The 25,733-nt window shown below is 42.6% G+C and carries 23 protein-coding genes and 1 other RNA gene; 9 read left to right on the top strand and 15 right to left on the bottom strand.

Going from position 1 to position 25,733, the window contains the following annotated elements; translation table 11 throughout:
• The 7 genes from AACZ11_RS04245 to AACZ11_RS04215 all read right to left on the bottom strand — a co-directional run.
• Positions 1-609 (bottom strand): hypothetical protein (locus AACZ11_RS04245; protein WP_290625848.1); only part of this gene is annotated, 609 nt, incomplete at its 3' end.
• A 200-nt stretch (positions 610-809) separates the two neighbouring features.
• Positions 810-1,631, bottom strand: a complete 822-nt coding sequence (locus tag AACZ11_RS04240; protein WP_290625849.1) for a sterol desaturase family protein — start codon at positions 1,629-1,631, stop codon at positions 810-812.
• Positions 1,632-2,065: 434 nt separating this feature from the next.
• The gene (locus tag AACZ11_RS04235) at positions 2,066-2,488 is read right to left on the bottom strand and encodes a hypothetical protein (RefSeq protein ID WP_290625850.1); all 423 of its coding nucleotides are present in this window, start codon (positions 2,486-2,488) and stop codon (positions 2,066-2,068) included.
• A 216-nt stretch (positions 2,489-2,704) separates the two neighbouring features.
• Positions 2,705-3,268, bottom strand: a complete 564-nt coding sequence (locus tag AACZ11_RS04230) for an NUDIX hydrolase (protein ID WP_290625851.1) — start codon at positions 3,266-3,268, stop codon at positions 2,705-2,707.
• A gap of 806 nt (positions 3,269-4,074) precedes the next feature.
• Complete coding sequence (locus tag AACZ11_RS04225; protein WP_290625852.1) at positions 4,075-6,552, bottom strand: DUF5686 and carboxypeptidase regulatory-like domain-containing protein; 2,478 nt, start codon at positions 6,550-6,552, stop codon at positions 4,075-4,077.
• 35 nt (positions 6,553-6,587) lie between these two features.
• Positions 6,588-7,055 (bottom strand): SsrA-binding protein SmpB, encoded by a 468-nt coding sequence (gene smpB / locus AACZ11_RS04220; RefSeq protein ID WP_290625853.1) that lies wholly within the window; start codon positions 7,053-7,055, stop codon positions 6,588-6,590.
• 63 nt (positions 7,056-7,118) lie between these two features.
• Positions 7,119-7,655: a phosphoglycerate mutase family protein gene (locus AACZ11_RS04215; protein ID WP_290625854.1), complete on the bottom strand. Its 537-nt coding sequence runs from the start codon at positions 7,653-7,655 to the stop codon at positions 7,119-7,121.
• Between the two features lie 295 nt (positions 7,656-7,950).
• On the opposite strand from AACZ11_RS04215, the gene AACZ11_RS04210 reads away from it, so the two are divergent.
• Entirely contained in the window at positions 7,951-8,136 is a 186-nt protein-coding gene (locus tag AACZ11_RS04210) for a CsbD family protein (protein ID WP_290625855.1), read from the top strand.
• Between the two features lie 56 nt (positions 8,137-8,192).
• Here the strand turns inward: AACZ11_RS04210 and AACZ11_RS04205 are convergent, their stop codons facing one another.
• Both AACZ11_RS04205 and AACZ11_RS04200 read right to left on the bottom strand, forming a co-directional pair.
• Positions 8,193-8,321: a hypothetical protein gene (locus tag AACZ11_RS04205; RefSeq protein ID WP_290625856.1), complete on the bottom strand. Its 129-nt coding sequence runs from the start codon at positions 8,319-8,321 to the stop codon at positions 8,193-8,195.
• Positions 8,322-8,428: 107 nt separating this feature from the next.
• Entirely contained in the window at positions 8,429-10,174 is a 1,746-nt protein-coding gene (locus tag AACZ11_RS04200; protein ID WP_290625857.1) for a redoxin domain-containing protein, read from the bottom strand.
• Positions 10,175-10,284: 110 nt separating this feature from the next.
• Between AACZ11_RS04200 and AACZ11_RS04195 the strand changes: the two genes are divergently transcribed.
• Positions 10,285-11,583: a T9SS type A sorting domain-containing protein gene (locus AACZ11_RS04195; protein ID WP_290625858.1), complete on the top strand. Its 1,299-nt coding sequence runs from the start codon at positions 10,285-10,287 to the stop codon at positions 11,581-11,583.
• Positions 11,584-11,739: 156 nt separating this feature from the next.
• Here AACZ11_RS04195 and clpB read toward each other — a convergent pair whose 3' ends face one another.
• Positions 11,740-14,349, bottom strand: coding sequence for an ATP-dependent chaperone ClpB (clpB, locus tag AACZ11_RS04190; RefSeq protein ID WP_290625859.1), 2,610 nt, complete (start codon positions 14,347-14,349; stop codon positions 11,740-11,742).
• 178 nt (positions 14,350-14,527) lie between these two features.
• Between clpB and ytxJ the strand changes: the two genes are divergently transcribed.
• The gene (gene ytxJ, locus AACZ11_RS04185) at positions 14,528-14,920 is read left to right on the top strand and encodes a bacillithiol system redox-active protein YtxJ (protein WP_290625860.1); all 393 of its coding nucleotides are present in this window, start codon (positions 14,528-14,530) and stop codon (positions 14,918-14,920) included.
• 29 nt (positions 14,921-14,949) lie between these two features.
• Here the strand turns inward: ytxJ and AACZ11_RS04180 are convergent, their stop codons facing one another.
• The gene (locus AACZ11_RS04180; RefSeq protein WP_290625861.1) at positions 14,950-16,134 is read right to left on the bottom strand and encodes a hypothetical protein; all 1,185 of its coding nucleotides are present in this window, start codon (positions 16,132-16,134) and stop codon (positions 14,950-14,952) included.
• 49 nt (positions 16,135-16,183) lie between these two features.
• Entirely contained in the window at positions 16,184-17,464 is a 1,281-nt protein-coding gene (gene fahA, locus AACZ11_RS04175; RefSeq protein WP_290625862.1) for a fumarylacetoacetase, read from the bottom strand.
• 107 nt (positions 17,465-17,571) lie between these two features.
• Between fahA and glyA the strand changes: the two genes are divergently transcribed.
• Genes glyA through AACZ11_RS04160 form a run of 3 tightly spaced genes read left to right on the top strand, consistent with a single transcriptional unit; the run spans position 17,572 to position 19,631 of the window.
• Entirely contained in the window at positions 17,572-18,849 is a 1,278-nt protein-coding gene (gene glyA, locus AACZ11_RS04170) for a serine hydroxymethyltransferase (protein WP_290625863.1), read from the top strand.
• Positions 18,849-19,388 carry a GNAT family N-acetyltransferase gene (locus AACZ11_RS04165; protein WP_290625864.1) on the top strand — a complete coding sequence of 180 codons (540 nt, stop codon included), beginning with the start codon at positions 18,849-18,851 and terminating at the stop codon, positions 19,386-19,388. Before glyA ends, AACZ11_RS04165 begins: the two co-directional genes overlap by 1 nt.
• A gap of 51 nt (positions 19,389-19,439) precedes the next feature.
• The gene (locus AACZ11_RS04160) at positions 19,440-19,631 is read left to right on the top strand and encodes a cold-shock protein (RefSeq protein WP_034257748.1); all 192 of its coding nucleotides are present in this window, start codon (positions 19,440-19,442) and stop codon (positions 19,629-19,631) included.
• 83 nt (positions 19,632-19,714) lie between these two features.
• Here AACZ11_RS04160 and AACZ11_RS04155 read toward each other — a convergent pair whose 3' ends face one another.
• Positions 19,715-21,259 (bottom strand): hypothetical protein, encoded by a 1,545-nt coding sequence (locus AACZ11_RS04155; protein ID WP_290625865.1) that lies wholly within the window; start codon positions 21,257-21,259, stop codon positions 19,715-19,717.
• Positions 21,260-21,366: 107 nt separating this feature from the next.
• Positions 21,367-22,422, bottom strand: coding sequence for a glutaminyl-peptide cyclotransferase (locus AACZ11_RS04150; protein WP_290625866.1), 1,056 nt, complete (start codon positions 22,420-22,422; stop codon positions 21,367-21,369).
• An 86-nt stretch (positions 22,423-22,508) separates the two neighbouring features.
• On the opposite strand from AACZ11_RS04150, the gene ffs reads away from it, so the two are divergent.
• The 3 genes from ffs to fsa all read left to right on the top strand — a co-directional run bounded on the left by ffs (position 22,509) and on the right by fsa (position 24,248).
• An RNA gene (gene ffs, locus AACZ11_RS04145) (signal recognition particle sRNA small type) lies at positions 22,509-22,607 on the top strand.
• Between the two features lie 77 nt (positions 22,608-22,684).
• Entirely contained in the window at positions 22,685-23,494 is an 810-nt protein-coding gene (locus AACZ11_RS04140; protein WP_290625867.1) for an SDR family oxidoreductase, read from the top strand.
• Positions 23,495-23,594: 100 nt separating this feature from the next.
• Entirely contained in the window at positions 23,595-24,248 is a 654-nt protein-coding gene (gene fsa, locus AACZ11_RS04135) for a fructose-6-phosphate aldolase (RefSeq protein WP_034257753.1), read from the top strand.
• 64 nt (positions 24,249-24,312) lie between these two features.
• On the opposite strand, the gene AACZ11_RS04130 is transcribed toward fsa, so the two are convergent.
• Complete coding sequence (locus tag AACZ11_RS04130) at positions 24,313-25,701, bottom strand: thioredoxin-like domain-containing protein (RefSeq protein ID WP_290625868.1); 1,389 nt, start codon at positions 25,699-25,701, stop codon at positions 24,313-24,315.
• Positions 25,702-25,733 lie beyond the last annotated feature (32 nt).

The following is a 25,733-nucleotide window of genomic DNA, read 5'->3' as shown; positions in this document are numbered from 1 at the left end:
AAAAACGCCTATCGAATTCAAATTTTTATGTTTTTGTTCGTCATTAAATGTCTTTCCGGCATTAGTTTCAAAATCTGAAAAATCGGATTGTCCATTGCAAATAATTCCGGCACCCATATTAGAGACGATATTATATCCGAAGCCCAGACCAAGTTGAAGACCAAAATTCCATCCTTCAAAAACATCGATTTCGCCCAAATTCTCGTATTCAATTTGGTCTTTGGTTATTGTTTGAGCATAAGGGCCAAAATTACCGAAAAGGAATAGTTTTTCGGAAACATCTTGATTTAAAGTGAGCAATACAGGTATTTTAATTAAATTTCTCTCTTGATAGAAAACTCCTGTTTGGTTGAAACCGTTACCGTTTACATCCGAAAATCCAATTCCGGACGCAATTCCAATTTTTTTCCAAGCCTTGTAGTTTAATAAAATTTCGCCACTGTTTACGTTTAAATTATAGCGAGGTTGAACTTCCGTTCTTACTTTTACGTATCCAATCCCGCCATGAGCAATAATCTCAAATTTTGGGCTTTCACTTTCTTGCTGTGCTTGTGCAAGACTCAATGAAAAACAAAAAATTAAAAGCAAAATAGAATAAAGTTTTTTCATAAAGAATACATTGAGTTAAATGATTTTAGTTAATGTAATGTTGTTTTTTTTAATCGTGGGCAGCGGTACCGTATAACCGTCGTTATAATTTTTCAGATTAGGGGTTTTATCAGTTTTAAGTATATCGATTTACTGTAATCTTTTTTATTTGATTACTATCTTACCGCAATTGCGGTTATATTTTGTTAATTGCTGGTATTTTACTCCGTTTTCTTGTCAGATTGAATTCTTTTAATGTTTATAAACGGGCTTTTAATTAAATAGAGGAATGATTGTTTTTTCTCTGTGTCAAATTCCGCTAATCCATATTTCATATCTTCAACTGACATCATTTTGAAAGTTCCAAATAGCCGATCCCAAATTATAAATATATCCGCATAATTTGAATCGGTATAGAGTTGTTCTTGTTGGTGATGAACTCTATGATGGTCAGGCATCACGAACAACAATCCTAAAGTAGTATTCAACCATTTTGGGTAATTTAGGTTTGCGTGTTCGAAAAAGAAGAATACATAAAGGATGAAATAATAAAAGGCCATAGAAAATACATCTGTACCAAATAGTGCAGCAGTAATTATATTACCAATCCCAAATACAAGAATTAACTCAATGGGATGAAAGCGAAAAACCGTTGAGGAATCCATTGTCGTATCACTATGATGCACTCTGTGAAATCTCCAAAGTAAAGGGATTTTATGAGTACCTCTATGAATCCAATATGCTGTAACATCATATAATGCAACTGAAATACAAAGTTTAACCCAAACAGGTAATTCTATGAGATATAAAAGTCCAATATTGTTTTCGTTTAACCATTCAATTGAGAAGACCTGAAACGTAACAAAAAAGATATTCAGAATCACGAGTATAATTTGAAACAACACATTTTGAAATAGATGATTAATTCTTTTTTTGAAACTAAATGGGGATTGCATTATTTGCTCCAAAGAAAAGAAGCAGGCAATTAATCCAATCACAATATAATTTGGGTCTATGCCCAATAATTTGTTCAGTAAATCCATAGTTTATAAATATGTAGCTTTTATTTAGGATGGGTCAAGCTTGTTGCCAACGGTCTTGTATGACATTTGGGGCCACTGGCGGCTGCGATTAGGTAGAACACATGTAGGCTTCCCCTTTTTAGGTAGTTCTACAAAATCGACTTTATTACATACTTCCTTGCCTTTGTAATTTTGCGAATAATCACAAATAACACAATCAGCCCAAGTCTCAATCATAGATTTTATTAATACAATTGATGTTTTCAGTTAATATTACCCACAACTCGTTATATTCCTACTAAAATAATCCAATCCCATAAATCTATTCGGGATAGTGTTACTGCCAGTAAAATTTAAAGAGGAGAAGAATAAAGATAATAATTATTTCGACGACAACGACTTCGCTTTTAATGCACAAGAATAAGAGAGCTGTCCGGCAGCCACGAAAATTTTACTTACCTGATCCACCCTTTATTGGCAGCTCTTTTACTGTATACATAAAGCAAGATCGCCACACTAATCACCAACACAGGTAGGACAAACGACATGAATAGGGACGTTTTTTTAATATCAAACACCAAGATCCAACACAATTCAATAATGATCAAAGCAATCAGCGATAATCCGTACAAGAGGGTCGCAAGCTTCTTCCGAATTAAAAGCATAAAACTTCCAAGTATTTCAGAAATGATGGCCACAAGAAATAAAATGATATACCAGTACGGGAGCGACTGCATCACTTTAAACTCTTCAATGGTTAAATTTTCTTGCAGAAATGTGATTTCATAGGTACTGATGTAAATTTCTATGACATTCCATAATAGCGCAAAAAAACCGACAACCCAGAACGAAGTTGGTGGTTTAACATCTCTTTTCATGCCTCAAAGATTAATTCAATGTGTTATAAAGATAGGGAATTAAGCGCTATGTCACACACAATCATCCTTGTATATCAATGTGCTATCGGAAAAGCGTATGGTTTACACATACAAAAAGAATAGATTATTAGAGTGCACACTGCTAGCCGGAGAGACGCTTCACACGTAACAGCCTGCAGCGGTCAGGTTCCATAAGGAATCCAAAACGCTGTTATATCAGCGATCTTTAAAGAACCACTGCAAGGCGATCAAGGTCTTCGCATCCGTAAAGGACCCGGCATTCAATTGAGAGCGGGTTTCCGCAACAGAGCGGGCTACGAGCGCAATGTCTTCTGTCTCATTGGCTGCACCGCCACCCGAATGCGTCTTGGCAGCGCTTGTAACGGCTGCGAAATAGAGTAGAATACGCTCGCTGCTTCCTCCCGGAGAGACAAAGAAGGTAGACAGGTGTTCCAACGAACCAACGGTATACCCCAATTCTTCCTGTACTTCGGTGCGTACGCGCTCCTCCGGAGTATCTCCTGCTTCCAACGAACCGGCAACGATCTCAACGATCCAGCCATCGGTATGTGGTAGTGTGGGATATCGAAACTGCTTGGTGAACAGCAAACGGTCTGTATCGGTCTCATGTAATAGGACCGCCACCGAATCCCCGCGCTCAAAACACTGTCGGGTAACGGTGATCTCGCCCCCGTCAAAGGTCTCATGAGTGAGTTTGGCTTCACGTACTTTAAAATGGCCGTCATAGACCCGCTTTTCCTTATGTATCTTGTATTTCATACGTAAATATACAAATAAGGAGGATGAATGGTGAAGGGTTATTAGTGAGCAGTGAACAGTGAACAGTGAGCAGTGAATGGTGAAGCGTAAGTGGTGCAGGGTGAAGGGTGAAGCGTAAGTGGTGAATGGGTGAAGGGAAAAAGTTGCTTAGCATCAAAACCGGCCTCAGAAACCATCCCACAAATCACACTATTAAACCAAAATCTTACTTATTACGACATCCTTTTTATCAGCATATAATGCAAAAAGCTCGGAAATCCAGAGAGCGTAGCGAACGCCGAGTTTTTGCATTGGTTTGGAATGCGTAAGCATTACAAAATGCCTATAAAAAGGGATAAAAGGTCTTTTTCTTTGCAACTTTCTTTTGGACCAGCAAAAGAAAGTTGAGAATGTTTCATTGATGGAAAAAAAACATAGAAAAAGAAACAATTTTAATATTGTAGGAAAATGACCGTTTTGACCGAAAATGACCGTTTTGACCGAAAATGACCGAAAATGACCGAAAATGACCGATTTGTCCGATTTTGACCGAAATTGACCAATTTGTCCGGGTTTGACCGAAAATGGCCCATTTTGACCCTAAATTTCACTCTTTAATAGCTGCATGATGACCCCACTTTAACCCCACTATAACCCCACTATAACCCCACTATACCCCACGAATCCATTTTCAATACAATTTTATAACGTATATTCCTACGTTACTGTGAAACAAATTCCTACGACCTTCAAGGAAAACGGAGCGCATGTCACATGCATAACGCATTACTGTAAATGCGATAACAACGAATGCATAGGCAGCATAATTAATCAAAAAGACCTAGAAACTTCAACCCAAAGATAAAGGCCCCTTGGCTTTCACCATTAAAATACGACCGCACATAGTCCAAACGCAGCAAACGGTACTTACCAATACCTAAGTTATCGATCCCTAAGGAAACTTCGGTATAAGGCTTGGTATTGGCAATGCTCAATAGATGAGCCCCGGCCACCAGATTAAAGTTCAGGGCATTGATCCCCGGTATCTTTCCCAAGATCCATCCTCTAAAATCGTGCTCCACATGCCCCTCGAAGTAAGTTTCGTTGGTGCTCAAACGGTAATAGGGCAGCAGATTGAACCCGTTGGTGTAGTTGCCGCTGGTTCCTACGCGTGTCTGATTCCCGTTGAAATGCTGATAGTCCACGAAGGAGATGTCCTCGCCATTGAAGAAGGTCCCGCCCTTGAGCCTGTAGACAAACTCACCCTTGTTACCCACCGTCACCGATTGATACAATTGGGCGCTCAACTGACTGTAATTATAACCTGCTTCGGAAGCAGCCAAGGCATTCTCGAACGTGAGGGACAAGGCAGGATATTTTTCGCTGCCCAAGTTGAACTTGCCGTCGGGATAGCTCATGTATTTTTGTCCGAAGGTAATATTTGCCGTGATCGTACTCTTGAACAGTTCATGTTCCACGATCGCTGCGTTATCGGTATCCGAAGGGTTCAGCGGATTGTTAGAGGTGTACACCACATCGTCATTCGGGATGGTGACATAATCGGTGTTGTTGTACAGCGGGCTCCGTTGTTCGTATCCGAAGCGAGTGGCGATACGCAATCCGTTAAACAGCTCTTGGTTGTATCCCAATTGTGCGAAGGTACGCTCGTAGATCTTCATATAATTACGTTCAAAAAAGAGCGTAGCCACCGTATTGATAAGGGGAGAGATAGGTTCCGAAGCATTGAATTGCCGTACCTCACTTCCGCCGTACACCGAAAGGTTCAAACGACTCGTTCTGTTGAAATTCCGAACGATCCCGCCGGTGACCCGTATACGGTCGTCCGCAAAGCCATAGGTCGCATTACTGAAGATCGATATCCAGTTGCTGCGATTCTCGTCATAACTCTTGAAATAGCTAAGACCCACCCCGCCGTTCCAGCCCTGTACGGTGTTGAAGTGTAGCTTCGGAAAAGGTCCTTCGTAAGAAATATCCCAGCGTTTGAAGCTATTTTTATATGTATAACCTGTAATTGGGTCCAGCAGATTAAAGCGATTGTTTTTAGCATCGATAGAGTCCAGATATACCTGCGATTTCCGAAGCGTTTGTATGCTGTCCTTTTTGATGTAATCGTTCAGCTCTTCATCGGTCAATGGTACCGGTCGGGTGCCGCGCCAAAAGAGACTGTCCTTTTTATTAGCCTCCGGTTCAAACCTTAATACCTCGTTAGTAAACGATTTTTTATCGAATGCAGGCTCGAAATCGTAATTGCTGTATACGGCGATGAACTTTCCGTCCCCGTTAAACCCGAAAAATCCAAATTCGAAGTCAATGGTTTGCGAGCGCTTCACCCAAAAATTGTTGGCAGTATCAAATTGAAAATTCTGTTTAAAAAGCAATTGTGAAATAAACGGTACTTGTATGGCTTGTCCCGTGGTAGTAAGTTCAACCCCGTACAGCTGCCAGTCGTCCTCAACTATATAAATTATACCACTCCAAACACGGTCGTTCGGTCGTTTGGGTGTGACCCGAATCTTGTTGATGAGCTTAGTGCCTTCGTAGAAAATGCCATCTAAGATATAGTTGTAATAACTGAAGGCATTGGAGGCAATAGGGGAGACGATGGCGGCGTTTAGGTCAATGGTGTTCTCGTAAAAGGAAAAATTGGCATCTTGCGCACTGTTAAAACTGAAACCATTGTCATTACCACTCACTTTGCTGGCCAGAATGCGCTCCTTGAAGTCGTCCGGGGAGCGGTATGCGATCTCACTAAGGGTTTCGCTAAGATAGATGATCCCGGTTCGGGTAGAGTCCAACTGACCGTCAAAATCGCCTACTTCTTGTCCGAAGATCTTTTCCGGAATGCTGTCCACCCGCCAAACCCCTCTGGAATAGAAATCGGCTGTGTATGCAGCGATCTTGTCGAGGTTCTCTTTTCGTCGTGCAATGGTCTCTCTAAGAATACGGTAGGCGGGGTCCTCCCCCTTGCTTATCACTACTTCGCTTAGGCTGGTTGTCTCTTCTTGAAGGACGATATTGAGGATACGAACATTTCCCGCAGTTACCGTTACTTCCTCACTGTGTGTAGTATACCCTAAAAATTGAAACCGGATTTGATACGTTCCTACACCTACATCCAGTTTGTAATTACCGTCGTCGTTGGTTGTCGTTCCTTTATAGCTGTTCTCCAGATAGATGTTAACAAAGGGGAGCGGTTCTCCTTGTATATCGGTGACCTTTCCAACAATCTGCCCTTGCATGCATAGGGTGGTTAGTAAGAGGATCAGAAGTAGGAGTCTGTTCATGGATAGGATATGTTGTACGGAGCTCAATCGCAGCGCTAGTTATTGAATGCCTTCTTTATGCGGCGCAGATCACGTTGGGTATCTCGTTCTTTCATCGTTTCTCGTTTGTCGTACTGTTTTTTACCGCGCGCCAGTGCGATCTGCAGTTTTGCCAATCCGCGATCGTTCGTGAACAACAGTAGAGGAATAATCGTATTCCCCGAATTTCGCACCTCTTTTTCCAGTTTCTTTAGTTCGTTGCGGTTTAACAGGAGCTTTCGGGCTTTTTTAGGATCGTGATTAAAATGTGAAGCGTGTGAGTATTCTTGAACGGTCATGTTGATCACGAAAAGTTCATTGCGATCATTGAATTCACAAAAACTTTCGGCGATAGACGCTTTTCCTTCCCGTATCGCTTTTATTTCGGTACCGCCTAAAACGATCCCGGCCGTATACGTATCGAGGATCTCATATTCGAATTTTGCCTTTCGGTTCTTGATCTTTACATTCTTCTGAAGTGCCATAGCCCGCAAAAATAGTAATAATTATTCGTCATTACGACGGATTTTAATCAAACACGCAGGGCTTTATTCTACCGTAAAAACCCATGCCTTCTTTTGATCACCCACTACCGTCACCATATATAAACTGCTGTTGTCTGTGTCGTCCATATCGGTAAACTCATGGGTTCCCAAGATGGCGTTCACAAATTGTGGTGTGGTATTGCTATGGCCGGCAACGAGAACCGTTTTCGCTTTGGTGAGACGTTGAAAATCTTGACTGTAAAGTGAAGAGGCATCGTAGGTTTGTACCGTAATAGCATGATCGGCAGCGAGATCCATGACGGTTTGTTGTGTTCGCTTATAGGAAGTGGAATAAATTTGGTCCAGCGGTATCTTAATAAAGAAAGTTGCCCATTTCTTGGCCCGCTCCAATCCTGCTTCCGTAAGTTCGGGGTCACTGTTCTCCGGGTCACTTCGATCCTTTTCCGCATGACGAATAAGAAAATAGGTGGTCATCTCGGGAGCTTCGGTTTCAGGGAGCAGTGTTTTCTTTTTTTCCGAAGAATGACAAGCTGATAAAGAGCTGACAGCCAATAGAATAACGAGTAGGTGGGTGCGCATAATCCTTTTTTTTCTGAAGAAAGATACAAAACTTACATCCAAGAGACGAATAGTCTCGTATATAGAAATAGAACGCATCTATGTTAAATGTGAGGTTTACATGTAGATAAGAAGTTATGCTATGATGAAGAGATCCCGTTTCCGGCCCCGAAACGGGATTTTTGTTTGTAACATAATTTAAGAGACTTTTGTAAAACTATAACAATTCCGGCAGCCTATTTATGACTTCCTTATTACAGAAAGCCGACGCCTCTGGGTATCTTTATACTCATATTAACTTTAAAACAACATAGCTATGAACTCAGAGCAATTAAAAGGAAACTGGAATCAAATCAAAGGAAAAGCGAAACAACAATACGGTATTGCCGTAGATGACGACGCTACCTATTCAGAAGGAAAATTTGACGAACTGGTTGGAAGAATTCAAGAAAAGACCGGAAAAGCCAAAGAAGAGATCAAAAAAGAGGTTTCCAGTTGGTAATCCTTTTTTAAACGAAACGTTATAACAAACCAAACCCGCTCTATGAGCGGGTTTTTTTATAGGTTGCTTACAATGGTAGTGACCGAATAGGCAACAGTGACCAATGTAATAACGGCAATGTAGATGCCCAGAATGTAGTTGGGTCTTGCCGTATTTTCGTTCGAAGGATTCTCGTAAGTTTTCATGCGGTTGGTTTTTTGATTGTTATACTAAGAAGACGAACATATAGGTGTTTTTGTTACAGTATTTCTGAAAATATTTTTTTCTGAAATGACCTCCAATGTCCTAAAAGTCAATCTTCTATCGTATAATTGAAGAATCCGATAAGCATTTCGTCGGTACTTTGCAACCCAAAACCGATCTCCTTGGAAGGATCCGGATTGAAGGGGTTTTGGAAACTATTGTCATAAATACCTTCTACCCATATCGTAGATCCCTTTGGTACAAAAAACGGCTGTTCCAAGCGATACATACGCTGCCAATTGAAGTTATAATCGGATATGGAAATAACGGTCTCCTTGCTTCCGTCCGGGAAGGTGACACCAAATTGTATACGCTTTCCCCTATAATGCATATGGGGCGCGACATAATAGATGTTGATATCACGGTGGATAGAGTCTTCTACACGCAGGGGCACATGTTGGGCGTAGGGTGGAATGCTAAAATTGTTCTTGGAAGGAGATAGGGCGTAGAATTCCTTTTTTGGAGGGGTATCGTGATAATATAATCCAATCCGCATCGTATCCTCTTCCGGCTTTCCTGTTGTCGTATAATGAATCTGTAACGTAAGTTCGGTCTGTTCCGGAAGCATGACCCCGGTACCTTCCGGAAAAAAGGTGGCCTGCGCTCCCTGACTGCTAATCGCTATGTAATTATCGGTCCAAGGCCGTTGTTTGCGATTGGTGATAAGGCTTTTCTTGTTGCGTTCGGTGTTGGTGACTACCACGTGATGTACCACTTTGTTGTTACCCGGTTGGATCTCAATACCTCTAAGCCATTTCACTTCAGCGTTATTTAAGGGTATGGTCTGGTATCTGTAGTCAAGGACTCCGGTCGCGGGTAGTCTTTCGGTCTTTAAGTCTATAATTTCATCGGGAATACCTCGCTTCCATTCTTTGGTGATCGGCGGGAGCGCTTGTAGTGGATCTTCGCCTTCACCATATTCAAGACCGTTGTCAATCCAGGCTACTATTTTTCTTGCGTTGGAGTCGGACAAGGCCAAAGAATTCTCAAAGACACCAATGTGGGGATCGGCTTTCCAAGGAGGCATGCGTTTACTAAGGATCACTTGTTTAATCATTTGGGACCACCCCTGTATCGTTTGGTAATCTGTCATCTGCCACGGTGCGATGCCTCCTTCAATATGGCATACCGCACATCGTTCTTTCAAAATTGGCGCAATGTCTTTGGTATACGAAAGTTGTGATTCATCTTGAATTTTGGACAGCCGCGTTACGGTACATCCACGGGTCATGTCCTTCTTCTGTGTAGGCTTTTTACCCTTCAGGATGTGATCCAAGGCTTTTTTCAGAAAATGACTTGACGCTTCCTCTTTTTGAACCTCATAGTCCAATCGGTTATTAATGGGACCACGGTATAGGATCTCCCGGGTGGTGGGGTGAAGTACTAGCGCTTCGGCTGTTAATGTAATGTCCAACGCATCTGCGAGCAGTTGTGCGGAGTCTTTTAGCACAGGCACCTCAAAATTGAATTGCGAGGCTTCTTGCTGAATTTCCAAACGGTCGTCTTGCGGATTGCTGTTCAGCATAAAGAAAACAAAGCCCTTTTGTGAATATTCTGAAGCGATCTCGTGGTAGTCTGTTAAGGCGTTTCTAACAATGGGGCATCCGTTTCCTTGCACCCAAAGTACGATCGCTTTATGATCATTATAGTAGGAGAACCTATGAAGATCCCCGGAAGCATCGTACAGAGCGTAATCATTCACACGACTGTCAGCTACAGGCTGAGGCACGTCTTTACAGCCTGTCCAAAGCAGACATACAAGACTTAGGCATAAAAATTTGGCAACGTAGCTCATAGCTGCGAAAGTAAGCAAACTCGTTAAAAATGATACCAATTTTCAATAATGAGATATTTTTTTTCCAAACAATTCTTTATCTTACTTCCAAATAATCAAACGATTTAATTATGAAAAAAAAATACAATAGAGTACGATTTGATATGTTGGCTGTTCTTACAGTAACATTATTAAGCAGTGGTATCCTCTTTGCACAAGAGCGGCAAGGGTGTGTAGATCCTGTGATTACCGCTACCGACGGTCCGGGGACTATTTGTGAAGGTGAAACGGCAACGCTTACAGCCACACATAACGGGGACAGTGTGAACTGGTACGATGCAGCCACCGGGGGCAATCTGGTGGGCTCCGGTTCGCCTTTTGTTACACCACCGTTATCTTCCAGCACTTCTTTTTGGGCAGAATCCATCAACAATGGTGGAGGCGGGACGCCCCAAACCGGAGGCGGACGCGTAGCACCTACCAACACCTCTTCTTCAGCAGTAGTACCGGTAACTAGTCCTTGGGGTTTGGCATTTGACGCTACACAAGATTTTACCATCAACTCGGTAGATGTGTATCTTGCTTCTTCCACACCGGGTGATGTTGTGATGCAGTTAAAGGACAGCGGATTGAACATTCTGGAAACAGCTACCATAGCAGCTCCGGCTGGAAACTCTTCAACCCCGGTACAATTCACATTGAACTTGGATTTTTATGTCCCGATGGGTACAGATTTTAATCTGGTGGCAGAGAGCAGTCCGGTCATGGTACGTGAATTTTCCAGTGGTCACCCGGGCTTCCCGTATCCTATTGGAACCGTTGGTACAATTACCGGAGGAACAATTAATGACAATGATACCAACGCTACCTTATACTATTTCTTTTATAATTGGACCGTTACACCGGGACTTGTATGTGCTTCAGACCGCGTAGAAGAAGCTGTTATGGTTACTCCCGCACCGGCGGCACCCACGGGGGCCTCTACACAAACGTTCAGCGCTGGTGAGACTTTGGCAGATCTGGATGTGACCGGGGAGAATTTGACTTGGTATGCAGATGCAGCGGGAATGACAATGATCCCGGATACCACTCCGTTGGTAGACGGGACTACCTATTATGTAAGTCAAACGGTGGACGGATGTGAAGGCGATCTTTTGGCGATCACAGTAGAATTGTTATTAGGAGTTGACGAAGCTGCTTTGGCAGGAATTCGTTATTACCCCAATCCGGTAACAGACCAACTTAATATTGAACATTCACAAACCATCCGTTCGGTGACCTTATTTAATGCTTTGGGACAATCGATCGTTTCAAAAGAATATGATAGTACCTCCGTGCTCTTGGATCTCTCTCATGTAGCAGCAGGTTCCTATTTTATGAGGATCACAACCCAGGAAGGCTCCAAGACCTTTTCTGTATTGAAAAAATAACCAATAACCACTTCATTGATACTACCGGGAGGCAACTTCCGGTTTTTTTATGTGCTGTATGTCTTTAAACTTTCAGAAAAAAAGAAACCACCTGCGATCACTCGACAGGTGGCTCTTGACTAACCAACCAAATTATGAATGCGTTTTTAAGGAACGCTAACCTTTATTGTTCACCAGATCACTTTGGTTTCTGAACACAAGCTCGTTATTGAAGCTGTCCAGTAAAATGATGCTGTCTGTGGTTACTTTTCCTGATAGGATCTCCTTGGAAAGCCCATTTAGCACTTCTTTTTGGATCACCCGCTTTACAGGGCGCGCTCCATACTGAGGGTCGAATCCTCGTTCGGCAAGGTATTGGACCGCCTCTTCGGTTGCATCCAATGTGATGTTCTGTTTTGCCAGCATTTTAGAAACTCCTTTTAGTTGCAGTCCCACGATTTTGTGGATATCCGCTTTTGTAAGCGGTGTAAACATGACGCTATCATCGATCCTGTTAAGAAATTCCGGACGCACAGTTTGTTTCAGCAATCCCAGTACTTCTACTTTCGCAGCTTCCATCGCAGTATCGGGATCCTTCACGGTATCGAACTTCTCCTGAATAATAGTGCTGCCCATGTTGCTTGTCATCACGATGATGGTGTTCTTGAAGTCGGCTACGCGCCCCTTGTTATCGGTAAGTCGGCCTTCATCCAAGACTTGCAACAGAATATTGAACGTGTCGGGGTGCGCTTTCTCGATCTCATCCAGCAATACCACCGAGTACGGTTTTCTTCTAACGGCTTCGGTAAGTTGTCCTCCCTCATCATAGCCTACATATCCCGGAGGCGCCCCTACCAGCCTGCTCACACTATGTCGTTCCTGGTACTCGCTCATGTCGATTCGTGTCATGGCATTTTCATCATCGAACAGATATTCTGCCAACGCTTTGGCCAATTCGGTCTTACCAACCCCTGTGGTTCCCAGAAACAAGAAAGATCCAATAGGTCGTTTTGCATCTTGCAGTCCTGCACGGCTTCGGCGTATCGCATCACTCACAGCGACAATGGCTTCGTTTTGACCCACCACACGTTTGTGAAGGTGATCTTCCAGCTTTAATAGCTTTTCACGATCGCTTTGGAGCATCTTGGTAACCGGAATTCCGGTCCATTTCGCAACCACTTCGGCAATATCCTCGTGGGTTACTTCTTCTTTTATAAGAGAGTTGCCCTCTTGATTCTCGGCAAGCTGTATCTCAAGTTTGCTTAGTGCTTCTTGGGCTTCCTTAATCTTGCCATAGCGCAATTCGGCCACTTTTCCGAAGTCGCCTTCACGTTCTGCCTTTTCGGCTTCCAGCTTGTATTCTTCTATACTGGTTTTTACCTTCTGAACGTTGTCTACAACTTCCTTTTCACTTTTCCACTTTGCATTCAGTTCGTTACGCTCTTCCTTGAGGTTGGCAAGATCTGCCTGAAGCGATTTCAGTTTGGCGGCATCTTTTTCGCGCTTTATGGCTTCCAATTCGATCTCTAATTGCATGATCTTTCGGTCCAACACATCCAATTCTTCCGGTTTACTGTTGATCTCCATTCGCATCTTTGAAGCCGCTTCGTCCATTAGATCAATCGCCTTATCCGGGAGGAATCGGTTTGTAATATACCGTTGTGAGAGCTCCACGGCGGCTATGATGGCGTCATCCTTGATACGCACCTTATGATGGGTCTCATACTTTTCTTTGATCCCTCGTAGGATGGAAATAGCACTTTCGATATCCGGTTCATCAACCATGACCTTTTGGAAACGGCGTTCCAGCGCTTTATCCTTCTCAAAATACTTTTGATACTCATCCAAGGTCGTGGCACCAATAGCACGAAGCTCTCCCCGGGCCAATGCCGGTTTTAGAATATTGGCAGCATCCATGGCACCCTGCCCGCCACCTGCTCCTACCAGGGTGTGTATTTCATCAATAAAGAGTACGATATCGCCATCACTGGAGGTAACTTCTTTGATGACGGCCTTTAAACGTTCCTCAAACTCACCTTTATATTTGGCTCCGGCGATTAGTGCTCCCATGTCTAAGGAATATACTTCCTTGCTTTTAAGGTTTTCAGGCACATCACCGTCCACAATACGATGGGCAAGACCTTCGGCTATGGCTGTTTTTCCGGTGCCCGGTTCTCCCACGAGCATTGGGTTGTTCTTGGTACGTCTTGAAAGTATTTGAAGGATTCGACGAATCTCCTCATCCCTTCCAATAACCGGATCTAGCTTACCATCACGGGCTAGCTGATTTAGATTTTTTGCGTACTTGTTTAATGAATTGTAGGTGTCCTCGGCGCTTTGTGAGGTAACCGAATCACCTTTGCGTAATTCGGAAATTGCTGCTTTCATGCCCTTCGTGGTCACACCTTGATCCTTTAAGGACTGCGCAATGGAACTGCTTGAGTCAAGAATCGCCAACAATAGATGTTCGATAGAAACATATTCATCGTTCATCTTTTTTGCAATAATACCGGCTTCGTTGACCGTCTTTGACGCTTCACGGGATAACATGATATCTCCGCCCGATACCTTCGGAAAACTTTGAAGTTGTTTATCGAGGATTTGTTGGATCATCCCAATATTCACATTCAGTTTTTTCAGAATGAAGGGCGTTACGTTCTCGTCCACTTCAAAAATGGCCTTTAGAATATGGTCATTTTCAATTTGTTGATGTCCGAAGCTTTGCGCAAGCACTTGTGCCTGCTGTATCGCTTCCTGACTTTTTATAGTAAAGTTGTTAAAATTCATGGTTTTCTATGTTTTCTTAAGGGGGTATTTCAAAAGATACGCCATAATTAATTTACGACAAAATGACCGATTTATAGCTTGTTTTGCACGACATTTTGACAATCAGTTTTGTGATTTTTGTGAATTCCTTCAGAAAAAAAAGGGTGTAGAATGTGTACCTTTATATAAAATTTCAATCATGGGAATATTTGATAGATTTAAGTCACAACGGGATATTGTTAAGGAAGAGATTGTAGAGGTGCCATGGCACCGACTCACCGATGTTGATCAGTTGGATACACTTGAAGAAGAATCGAAAGAAAAACCGATTGTTATCTTTAAACACTCAACACGATGTGGTATAAGTGCTATGGTGTTACGCCAATTTGAAAGTGCTTACGACCTAACCGAAGCGGAGATCAAACTTTATTTCTTAGATCTCTTGCAACATCGTAATATTTCCAACGAAGTGGCTTCAAGGTTTGGCGTGACACACCAAAGTCCGCAGGTCTTGGTAATTAAGAATGGGAACGTGGTACATCACGATTCACACCACAGTATTAGCGCAGCTCATTTAAAAGAATATATTTAAAAAGAATCCCGCCAATTGCGGGATTCTTTTTATCGTATGGAATTATTCTTTAAGATCTCCCGAAGGCGAAGCTTTATGTCTTCTCCCGCATCGAGCACCATTTGCGAATTGCTTGGAAAGGGTACATAGCGATTGTTGATTAAGTTCCAGTCTTCATCTTCCAAAGCCCTTTTATCTCCTTGGTAGGTTGCGAAAATATTTTCAAAGATAAACTCACTCGACAACGGAAAGTCGTTGAGGTCACGTCTCGCTATGAGATCACGATACACGACATTCCCGGCTACCAACACCGATTTGGACTGTTCGGTGATAAAAAGTCGTGCCTCTACATTTGTGAACTTGTCGATCTTTATAGGATTGCCTAAGCTGTCTTTTACAATAGCTCCATTTCGGTCTAAACGATACTCCCATCCATCCTGTATGCGTTTCTTTCTAATGACCTCTTTTTCAAAAATACGCTCGGGAGCAATTGCGATGTCCCTTAAATTGAGAACGATCCCTAAGTTGTATTGAATGTTCTGTTGACGCTCATTGTGGTATTCGGTCCAAAAATCGTCCAGGCCGTAGGTATTGAAATCTAAGAGTTCCCTTTCCAATTGGTGCGGAATGATCTGTCCGCTTCGGTTATTCAAAGAAACAAAAACGAAATCTGTTCCGTAATAATGTGCCTCTTCTTTGAGACGTTTCACATCCTTATAATTGGGCTGTAATTCGTCAATCTCACAATAAATGTGGTACGCAGTTCTGTAATCGGCAATTTGCTGTCGATCCATATACGCGTCTGCTTCGGTGTAGAGATAGGCAATATAAGCCTGCTTTGCAGCGATCAATTCTACGGAATAATCTACCAATTTGAATTTAGCATTTCTACCAAGAACATCACTGTATAAAGGTAATAAAGGTCGTATAAGGTTTTGACGAAACTCCAAATCTCTATATAGGTGATAGATCTCACGTGATGCCGCCGGATTGTTTTCTTTTTTCAGAAAAGCAATGCGACGGGTATCATCATCCACTGCCTTGACAAAAGCCTCTTCGAGCAACACGATATGTGCATCGCTCTTATCAGAATCTCTGTTCTTCTGCAATTTCTTTACAGCGAGTTCGATCGCTTGGTCATAGTTTCCCTGCGCGACGAATTTCTGATTGCGTTTTACACTATTACAACTCGCGAGCAATAGTGCCAAGCAACATAAGGTAATAGTTGATCTCATAACGAAACGTATTGGTTATGATGAATAGAATACAATTGTGGTGCCAAATTTAAAAAGGCAGTGCGGGCAAGACTTTACCGCTGCATTCTCCAAAACCAATTCGCACTTTTTCATTTTGACAAAACCCTCTTAAAATAACCGTGTCGTTATCATTTATGAATTTCCGTTGGGTGCCGTCTTTGAGCGTGATAGGATTTTTACCTCGCCACGTAAGCTCTAACATGGATCCATACGATTCTTTAGTAGGTCCCGAAATCGTACCGCTCCCCATCATATCCCCGCTACGAACGTTGCACCCGTTGACTGTGTGATGGGTAAGTTGCTGCGCCATGGACCAGTACATGTATTTGAAGTTGGAATTGGCCACTACGGTTTCCTCGCCGCCTTCCGGCAAGATAGACGCCTGAAGTTTAATATCAAAATTCTTCTTTTTTCCTTGCTTTAAATAGGGTAGTGGTTCCGGATTTTGTGTAGGTCCTTCAACGCGAAACGATTCTAGAGCATCCAGGGTGACGATCCAAGGGGAAATAGTTGAAGCGAAACTCTTTCCTAAGAAAGGTCCCAGAGGAACATATTCCCATGCTTGAATATCTCGTGCACTCCAGTCGTTAAACAGTACTAAGCCGAAGATATAATTTTCGGCATCATTTATGGAAACGCGCTTTCCAAGATCATTACTGTCTGTAGTGATAAAGGCCATCTCCAGCTCAAAATCCAATAGTTTGGTAGGTCCAAAACCAGGGATCGCATAATCCCCGGGCTTTGTCTGTCCTACAGGCCGTCGAATAGGAGTCCCCGAAGGGATGATGGAAGAACTTCTACCGTGATAGCCAATAGGTATGTGAAGCCAATTGGGTAAAAGCGCATTTTCAGGGTCGCGAAAGAGCGAGCCAACATTAAAGGCATGTTCCTTACTCGCATAGAAGTCGGTGTAATCACCCACATCCACCGGTAATTGCATCTCGATCTCGTCCATGGTGAATAAGACCTTGTTGCGGTGTTCTTCATTGTCGCGAAGACTGTTATTTCCTTCTAAGAAAATATCGGAGATCCTGTTGCGTACCAACCGCCAAGTCTTTCTACCATCCGCGATAAAATCATTAAGGCTGTCTTGCAAAAATATATCATCGGTAAGGTCGATCCCTTTAAAATATCCTAATTGATGCAGTGCGCCCAGATCGATGGCATAATCACCAATGCGTGTTCCAATAGTAATGATATCGTCACGTGTTAAAAACACACCAAAAGGTATATTTTGAATGGGGAAGTCGGTATCTGTAGGCGTATCCAGCCACGTTTTTCTTTTTGGGTCGTTGGCAGTTAAAGGCATAGCGGTTTTTTTGTTGTTTGTAAAATGTTAATCAAATATATAATTTCTTCAGAACTAACGGCAAGCTTTTACTATTTTTGGTTTTTATTAACTTTTTCAGAAAAACTATGCAACGCGACGAACAGATTTTTGAACTTATTGAAGCGGAGAAACAACGACAACTGAATGGTTTAGAACTCATTGCTTCCGAAAATTTTGTAAGTGATCAAGTATTGGAAGCTGCCGGTTCTGTACTAACGAATAAATATGCCGAAGGCTATCCCGGGAAGCGCTATTACGGCGGTTGTGAAGTGGTGGATGAGGTAGAGCAGATCGCGATCGATCGCGCAAAAACCCTTTTTGGGGCCGAGTATGCCAACGTTCAGCCACATTCAGGCTCGCAAGCGAACACTGCGGTCTTTGCAGCTTGTTTGCAGCCCGGGGATACATTCTTGGGTTTCGATCTTTCGCATGGCGGCCACCTTACGCATGGATCGCCCGTAAACTTTTCCGGTCGTTTATACAACCCTGTATTTTACGGAGTAGAAGAAGCAACAGGGATGCTCAACTACGATACTATTGAAGCTATTGCCATAAAGGAAAAACCTAAAATGATCATTGCAGGAGCCTCAGCCTACTCGCGTGAGATAGACTATAAACGGTTTCGTGAGATCGCCGACAAAGTGGGCGCTATTTTATTGGCAGATATTGCCCATCCTGCCGGACTTATTGCTAAAGGTATCATTGCAGATCCCATTCCCCATTGTCATGTGGTTACCACCACCACTCATAAGACCTTACGAGGGCCAAGAGGCGGAATGATCTTAATGGGTAAAGACTTTGACAATCCTTTTGGGATCACATTAAAGAATGGTAGTTTGCGCAAAATGTCTTCGCTTCTTGACAGCGGGATCTTTCCCGGGAACCAAGGCGGACCCTTAGAACATATTATCGCCGCAAAGGCCATCGCATTTGGCGAAGCACTAACCGACGACTTCCTTCATTATATGGTACAAGTGAAGAAAAATGCCGCCGTTATGGCCGAAGCATTTATCGATAAAGGATATCACGTGATCTCCGGCGGTACTGACAATCACATGATGTTGATCGATCTTCGTAATAAGAATATTAGTGGTAAGCAAGCTGAAGAAGCTTTAGGAAAAGCCGATATTACCGTAAATAAGAATATGGTCCCGTTTGACAATAAATCGCCTTTTGTAACCAGCGGGATTCGGGTAGGAACCGCGGCTGTGACCACACGTGGTCTGGTGGAGACCGATATGCAACAGATCGTCGAACTTATGGATAACGTGATCTTGAACCATGAAGACGAGGGGATGTTGGAAGCTATCGCAGCTCAGGTACACGAAATGATGGCCGGATTGCCGCTGTTCAAGCAATACTAATGGAAGCATTTTCCACGCAGCGGTTGTCTATGCGTGAATTCACAAAGCAGGATGCACCGTTTCTGTATTCCTTAATGAACAGTGAAGGATGGCTGCAGTATATAGGGAACAGGAATATCAATTCACTGTTAGATGCCGAATCGTATTTGAAGACCCATTACTTGGGGAGTTACAAACAACATGGATTTGGAGCTTATGTAGTTATGCTGAAGGAACACAGCACTCCCATTGGCAATTGCGGACTTTATAAACGAGATACACTCTCGTATCCCGACCTAGGTTTTGCATTCTTGCCCGATTACTTCGGAAAAGGCTATGCCTTTGAAGCTGCACAAGCGGTTGTGAAATATGCTTCAGAAATCTTAGAACTTCCAAAGCTATACGCGATCACATTGCATGAGAATCAACGGTCGATTCATTTACTTGAGAAATTAGCCTTCAGAAATATAGGAGAGACCAAACTAAAAAGTGATGGGGAAGAACTACTTCTTTTTTCCAAAGATTTGCAGCCTTCAGAAAATATAATTGCAAAAAAATAGTGTGGAGAAAGAAATAAGTATACCTTTGCCGCTTAATTTAATACTATTATAATGCAAACAGGCACAGTAAAATTCTTCAACGATTCCAAAGGATTTGGTTTTATCACTGAAGATGACACAAACAAAGAACATTTTGTACACATTTCAGGTTTGATCGATGAGATCCGTGAAGATGACAGAGTGGAATTTGAACTTAAAGAAGGTAAAAAAGGATTAAACGCAGTAAACGTAAGAGTACTATAATATAATTTTCTTTCACTTTTGAAACACAAAACCCATCGCTCGAGCGATGGGTTTTTTTTATGTCTTGTCCTGTTTTAACCTAGTTAATTTCCGTCGTCGGGAAACACAATGCTTTCGTACGCACCGGCATCTGAAGGATTCGCCCGCACCGTTCCGTTGAGATCAACAGGAACCGGAGGTACTGTTGGGGTGATCCCTATATTCTCTGCGCCAGAGACATCTTTCTCTATGTTGAAGTTGTTCATTTCCGTATCCTGAAAGGCAGGATCTACGTTCAGTACGCTATTGGTGTACAGGGCATTGTTCTCAAACTGATAGTTGGGATCGTCACTAAAATCACCGTTGGGATCTTCAAAACGAATCAAGCTATTGGTAAAATTAAAATTGAACTGCGCACTTGAATTGGAAGGTACCAGACCCAGCTCTCGTTGCTCATTCCCGTAAACGATACAGTTGTTGAATGACGCGTTGAGGTCTATTCCGGACGTTTCGTTCAAAATGTTATCTAACGTAACGGCAGGGAAGGAGCGGAAACTTCCGGTCCAATAGTTTGCAAACGTACAATGATTAAAGGTATACGTGCCTCCAATGGAACATGCCAAAGCCGATTGTCCTGCGTTATTGATCACCATATTCTCCCCATATACGTTCCCTGTTCGAGCCAAAAGACCTATGTTGGCCGAGTTGTAGATCTGCACATTCTTTAAGGTAAGTGTCTCGTCACCGTCGTTGGCATCCATAAGGATCCCAACTGCACTATTCTTAATAGTGGTGTAACTAAATTCGTTATTGGTACTTCCTGCTGTCAACCAGATGGTCAGCCATTGACCGGGAATATCCGAAAAGTCGGGTTCCAGTCGATCACCTTCGAAAATGATCTCATTCTCCAATAACTCCGGATCGCTGCTGGGCAGTCCATTCGCCTTGATCGAGCCGGTATTGGCAACCAAGATGCCGCTATCGGCATGAAAGTGAACACGGGCTCCGGGTTCTACTGTCAAAGTTTTACCGGCACCCACAGCGGCAAATCCGTATATCACATAAGGTTTCTCGTTGGTGAAGGTCAGTTCGGTGTCGTCCAGAAAGAAGCCTTCTATTAAAATAGGTTCGCCATCATCGTCTTTTCCTAGATTTAATGTTTCAAACATGCCGTTCCCAAGATCCTCGGGAAAGAGGAAAACAGCATCCTGCACTAAGGTTACGAGCTCGACTTGCTGTTGGTTTGCACCGCTGTCAAACAGGATCTGGTCGGTATATAAAAAACGACTCTCGTCGGCAGGAAAATTAGTGATGTCGGCTGTAGTCTCTATAAAAATGAAAATACTATCCTTGGCCATTATCTGAACGTTCTCAAATATTTTACCGGGCACACCATCTACATTGAGGCGATAGTAGGAGGACTCACCGGTGCCTAAGCGTACCGATGGGATGTTGATATCCTCATCGCTTCGGTTGTATACCTTTAAATTATACGTGCTGGAACCTATATTGGTAAAAACGGTATCGAGGTAGACCGTGTCCTTTGAAAACTCCAAATTTCCGGTACTTGGAACACTTTCAAAATCATTTCGGCAAGAACTCCAAAAAATGAGACACCCCAAAAGTGCCAATCCGTATACATACTTCATCTAGAATAATTTTCAGTAAAAATATAACTTTTTATGGAGCTAATTATTGTAGTCCTTAAAAGTTATCGGTTTCGGTAAGGGTACAAACATCCTTAAAAAAGGAAGTGTTATTTCTCGATGATCTCGATCTTAAACAATTGGTCCCAATTCTTTCCGGTAACATACAAAATGTTTGGCTCGCCCTTGTAGGCAATTCCGTTTAAAACATCCAACTTGTCATGTTGTGTGACTTCGTCCTTTAAATTGCTAAGATTGATCACGCCTTCTACAGCGCCGTTGGTAGGATTCACAATGGCAATGGCACTTTGTTGGTAGATATTGGCATAGATCTTTCCTTCTACCCATTCCAGTTCGTTCACTCTTGGGATCTTACTGGTGTTCGTATAGATCTCGATGTACCCTTCTTCACCAAGAGTCTCCGGACTTAAGGTCCAGATCTTTTCGGTTCCGTCACTTTTATAGATGTTCGTACCGTCATTGCACAATCCCCATCCTTCCTTGCTTGCTCCATAGACAAACGTTCCTTTTTTCTCCAGGGTTGCCAGGTTATAGATGAATCCCGTGTTCTCTTGCCAAGTAAGTTGGTAAATCTTATCATTTAAAATCGTAAGACCTTCACCAAAGTAGGTTTCGGGCAAGGGGACTTGCTCTAGCACCTCGCCGGTAGTATAATTGGTTTTTCGAAGCGATGAAGATTTGTATTGTCCTGTACTTTCGTATAATGTATCATTTTCAAACTCTAGCCCTTGAGTATACGCATCACGGTCGTGAGGATATCGTTCTAAAATCTTATAGGTATAAAGTTTTGGTTTTTCTGAAGCGACCATGGTAAAAATTTTTGTTACCGAATAGGTGGATCCATTCGATTCGATACGCGCTTTCAAGTTTCGTTGTCCCAGTTTTTTTTCTGAAAGAGAGACCGAAACAGGCGCTGTTCCTTCCACCGAAGCGATCACATCGTCATCCAGCAGGTAGGTCACCGAAGAAATATCTCGGTTCTTTATATTTTGTAACGACACCGAGATCGTTTCGGCCGGTGTATACACCTTCTTATTCTCCTTGATTTGGATGCTGAACAGGTCGTTGGCATTTTCTGATGTATCGCCGCAGCCGCTTACAAAAGCCGCTAAGAGCATCACTATAAAATACTTATGGAATTTCATGATTCGATCAAATTTTCGGCAAGATATTTATTATAATCTAGAACTAAAAATCATTGTGAAATCTACAAAATCCCGTATATTTGCACCGGCAAGTCCTACACAACCAGCTCCTGTTGAATCCCCCAGGGCGGGAACGCAGCAAGGGTAGACGGTCGTAGCGGTGTGATGTAGGTAGCTTGCCATTTTTTGTACCCTTATTTTTCGTTCCAATCTTTTGGAAAAGTACACAGGGTAACGCATCTTTGTCCTTTCAAGCAATCGTATGGCGAACGTAGTTTTTATTACCGGAGGTTCTTCAGGAATTGGGAAAGCCATAGCCGAATTTCTTACCAAAAAAGGGTTCCGTGTTTACGGAACTAGCAGAACGCCTCAAAAGTATACAGACCAATGTTCTTTTCCCTTGCTAGCCATGGACGTGACAGATACTGCTTCTATTGAAGCGGCTGTTTCCGAAGTTATTAAAAGAGAAGGCAGGCTGGACGTGCTTATTAACAATGCAGGAGTTGGTATAACCGGTCCCATTGAAGAAACTCCCGATGCAGAGATCCATAAAGCGTTCGAAACCAACTTGTACGGGCCCATCCGTGTGATGAAGGCAGTGTTACCGCAAATGCGGCAGCAACATAGGGGACACATTCTCAATATAACCTCTATTGCCGGATATATGGGATTGCCGTATCGCGGGATCTACAGCGCCACCAAATCGGCTTTAGAGATCACCACCGAGGCTTTTCGTATGGAAGTAAAGCAGTTTGGTATTGAAATGACCAATATTGCCCCGGGGGATTTTGCCACCAATATAGCTGCCGGAAGGTATCACGCCCCGGTCTTGGAAGATTCGCCTTACAGAGATGCCTATGGGAGTACCCTTCGTCAAATGAACGAACATGTAGATAAAGGTGAGGACCCTGCAAAAATGGCGCAAATGGTATTCAAAATCATTTCCACTACGAAACCCCGAATTCATTATAAAGTTGGGGCGCCCCTTCAAAAATTCTCCATTGTACTTAAAAGAGTGCTACCCGATAAGGTATACGAGCGAATGTTGCTCAATCACTATAAGCTCAAGTAGGTTGTAAACAATGCTTGTTCGGAAAATAGTTAGTGCAAACGTTTTACAACAAGACGATCTTATGTACTTTTGTACCTACTAAAATTATAAACCCTTTACTATGAAATTTTTCATTGATACGGCTAATCTGGATCAAATTCGCGAGGCTCAAAACTTAGGAGTGCTCGATGGTGTGACTACAAATCCTTCGTTAATGGCGAAGGAAGGTATTACCGGACGAAACAATATTCTTAAACATTATGTAGACATCTGCAAGATCGTGGATGGTGATGTCTCTGCCGAAGTGATCGCAACCGATTTTGAAGGCATGGTAAAGGAAGGAGAGGAGCTGGCCGAGCTCCATGAACAGATCGTAGTCAAGATCCCTATGATTAAAGAAGGCGTAAAGGCTATTAAATATTTTACAGATCACGGGATTCGAACCAACTGTACCTTGGTGTTCTCTGCAGGACAGGCCTTGCTAGCAGCCAAGGCAGGAGCGACCTATGTATCTCCCTTTATTGGCCGGTTGGATGATATTTCCACCGATGGATTGAGCCTTATTGCCGACATTCGCTTGATCTACGATAATTACGGTTTTGAAACACAAATTCTTGCCGCTTCCGTGCGTCATACCATGCATGTACTTGAATGTGCTAAAATAGGAGCCGATGTGATGACAGGGCCTTTATCCTCTATAGAAGGGTTGCTTAAACATCCGCTTACAGATATTGGCCTGGCAACCTTCTTAGCCGATTATAAGAAAGGGAACTAAAATTCAATCACCCACAGAAAAAGCCTCCAATAATGGAGGCTTTTTTTGTGGGTTTATTTTGATGCTATTGATTGAGGTAACCTAACAGCAGCGCTTCCATTTGCGGATTAAAGAGATTGGCATTTCCTTCTAGGATAACCCCGTTTTTATCTACGAGTATGGATTTATTCACTGTATTGATCACCAGTTTATTTTCAGCCTCATCTATATTTTCCAGTTGAAACTCCAACTTATGGCTGTATCCGGCATTGCGAACAATATCGCGCCATTTTTTAAAATGGGTATCGGTATTTATTCCAATAAAGTCGTATTCGGGATATTTATCTTTCAACTCGGCTGCTTTCGAATGTATGTCTTTATAATGGCGCATGGATTGAGCCGACCAGAAATACAGAACGGTTGGTTTCTTGATCAACTTCTGTAGGTCTGTCACGGTATTATCTGTGGTCACTAATAGTACATTGGGAATGATATTCCCGGGAGTCAAACGCATTGTTGCTTCGGCGAGTGCTTCGATCTCACGATGGTGATAAGCGTTGGTATTTGTCTTTAAAAAGAGTTCTTTGATACGCCTTTCTTTTTCGGCGTCCTTCCCGTTGATCAAATAATGTTTTACGAAAGTGCGAAGCAAGTTGTTTTTTAATGAATCGTTCGTTACTAGGCTATCGATGGTTTGGATCTTGTGATAATTGTGCAGATAGGAAAATTTGTCTAAATCCTGTTCCGATTTATACTTTTCATATACAATATTATCAAAGTAGCGATTGAGGAATCGGTAGTAGGGATAATAAGAACGAAGTTCTTCATTGCCAAAGTCAATCTTCTTGCGATAGTCGAAAAAACCTTTGGGATAGGTTATGGAATTCGCTGCATTGGCGGTTACGTACATCTCCTTTTTTGAAAAGTAATCGTAGTTGATATTGGCATCTACAATAGCTTCAAACGCTTCGCTGGTATCATGTGAATCCTTAAAATCTTCAAACATAGAAACACGTATTTGTTTTAGGGAATCCAATTTGGCTTCGTAAGCTTTTGGAGAAAGTGTATACCAAGATGGAACCACTTTGTTCTCGGCTTCATTAAGAAGAAAAAGCTCCATAAGAAGATTGTTCTTGTCTGCTCCTTTGCCCGTGTAAGTAAGAGATTCGTCGAAATCTACGGTATTTACCCTAAAGATGATACTGTCACCGGGCTCAACATAAAACATTTGGTATTCGAAATGCTGAAAGGAATAGAATCCACTCTTAAAATCCTTGGCTTCGTAAAGAAAGAAGTTCTTGTCGTTCAAAGCTACAGTGTCCAATACTTTTTGATCCTTCCGAAGGACTACACTTTCAGACTTGGGATTGACTACTTCTCCGCCAATCCAAATGGTCTTGGAGGAATCTTCTGAAGCGTTATTGCAGGAAACGCCCAAAACTATGAAAAGGAGGAATAGTAACTTATTAAACAATGGGTGCTGTGGTTTAGGTAGAAACAAAAGTA

This window comes from uncultured Altibacter sp. (assembly GCF_963972995.1).
Taxonomy (GTDB): Bacteria; Bacteroidota; Bacteroidia; order Flavobacteriales; family Flavobacteriaceae; genus Altibacter.
The sequence above is the reverse complement of the archived record's forward strand: the minus strand, read 5'-3'. Positions and strand labels throughout refer to the sequence as shown.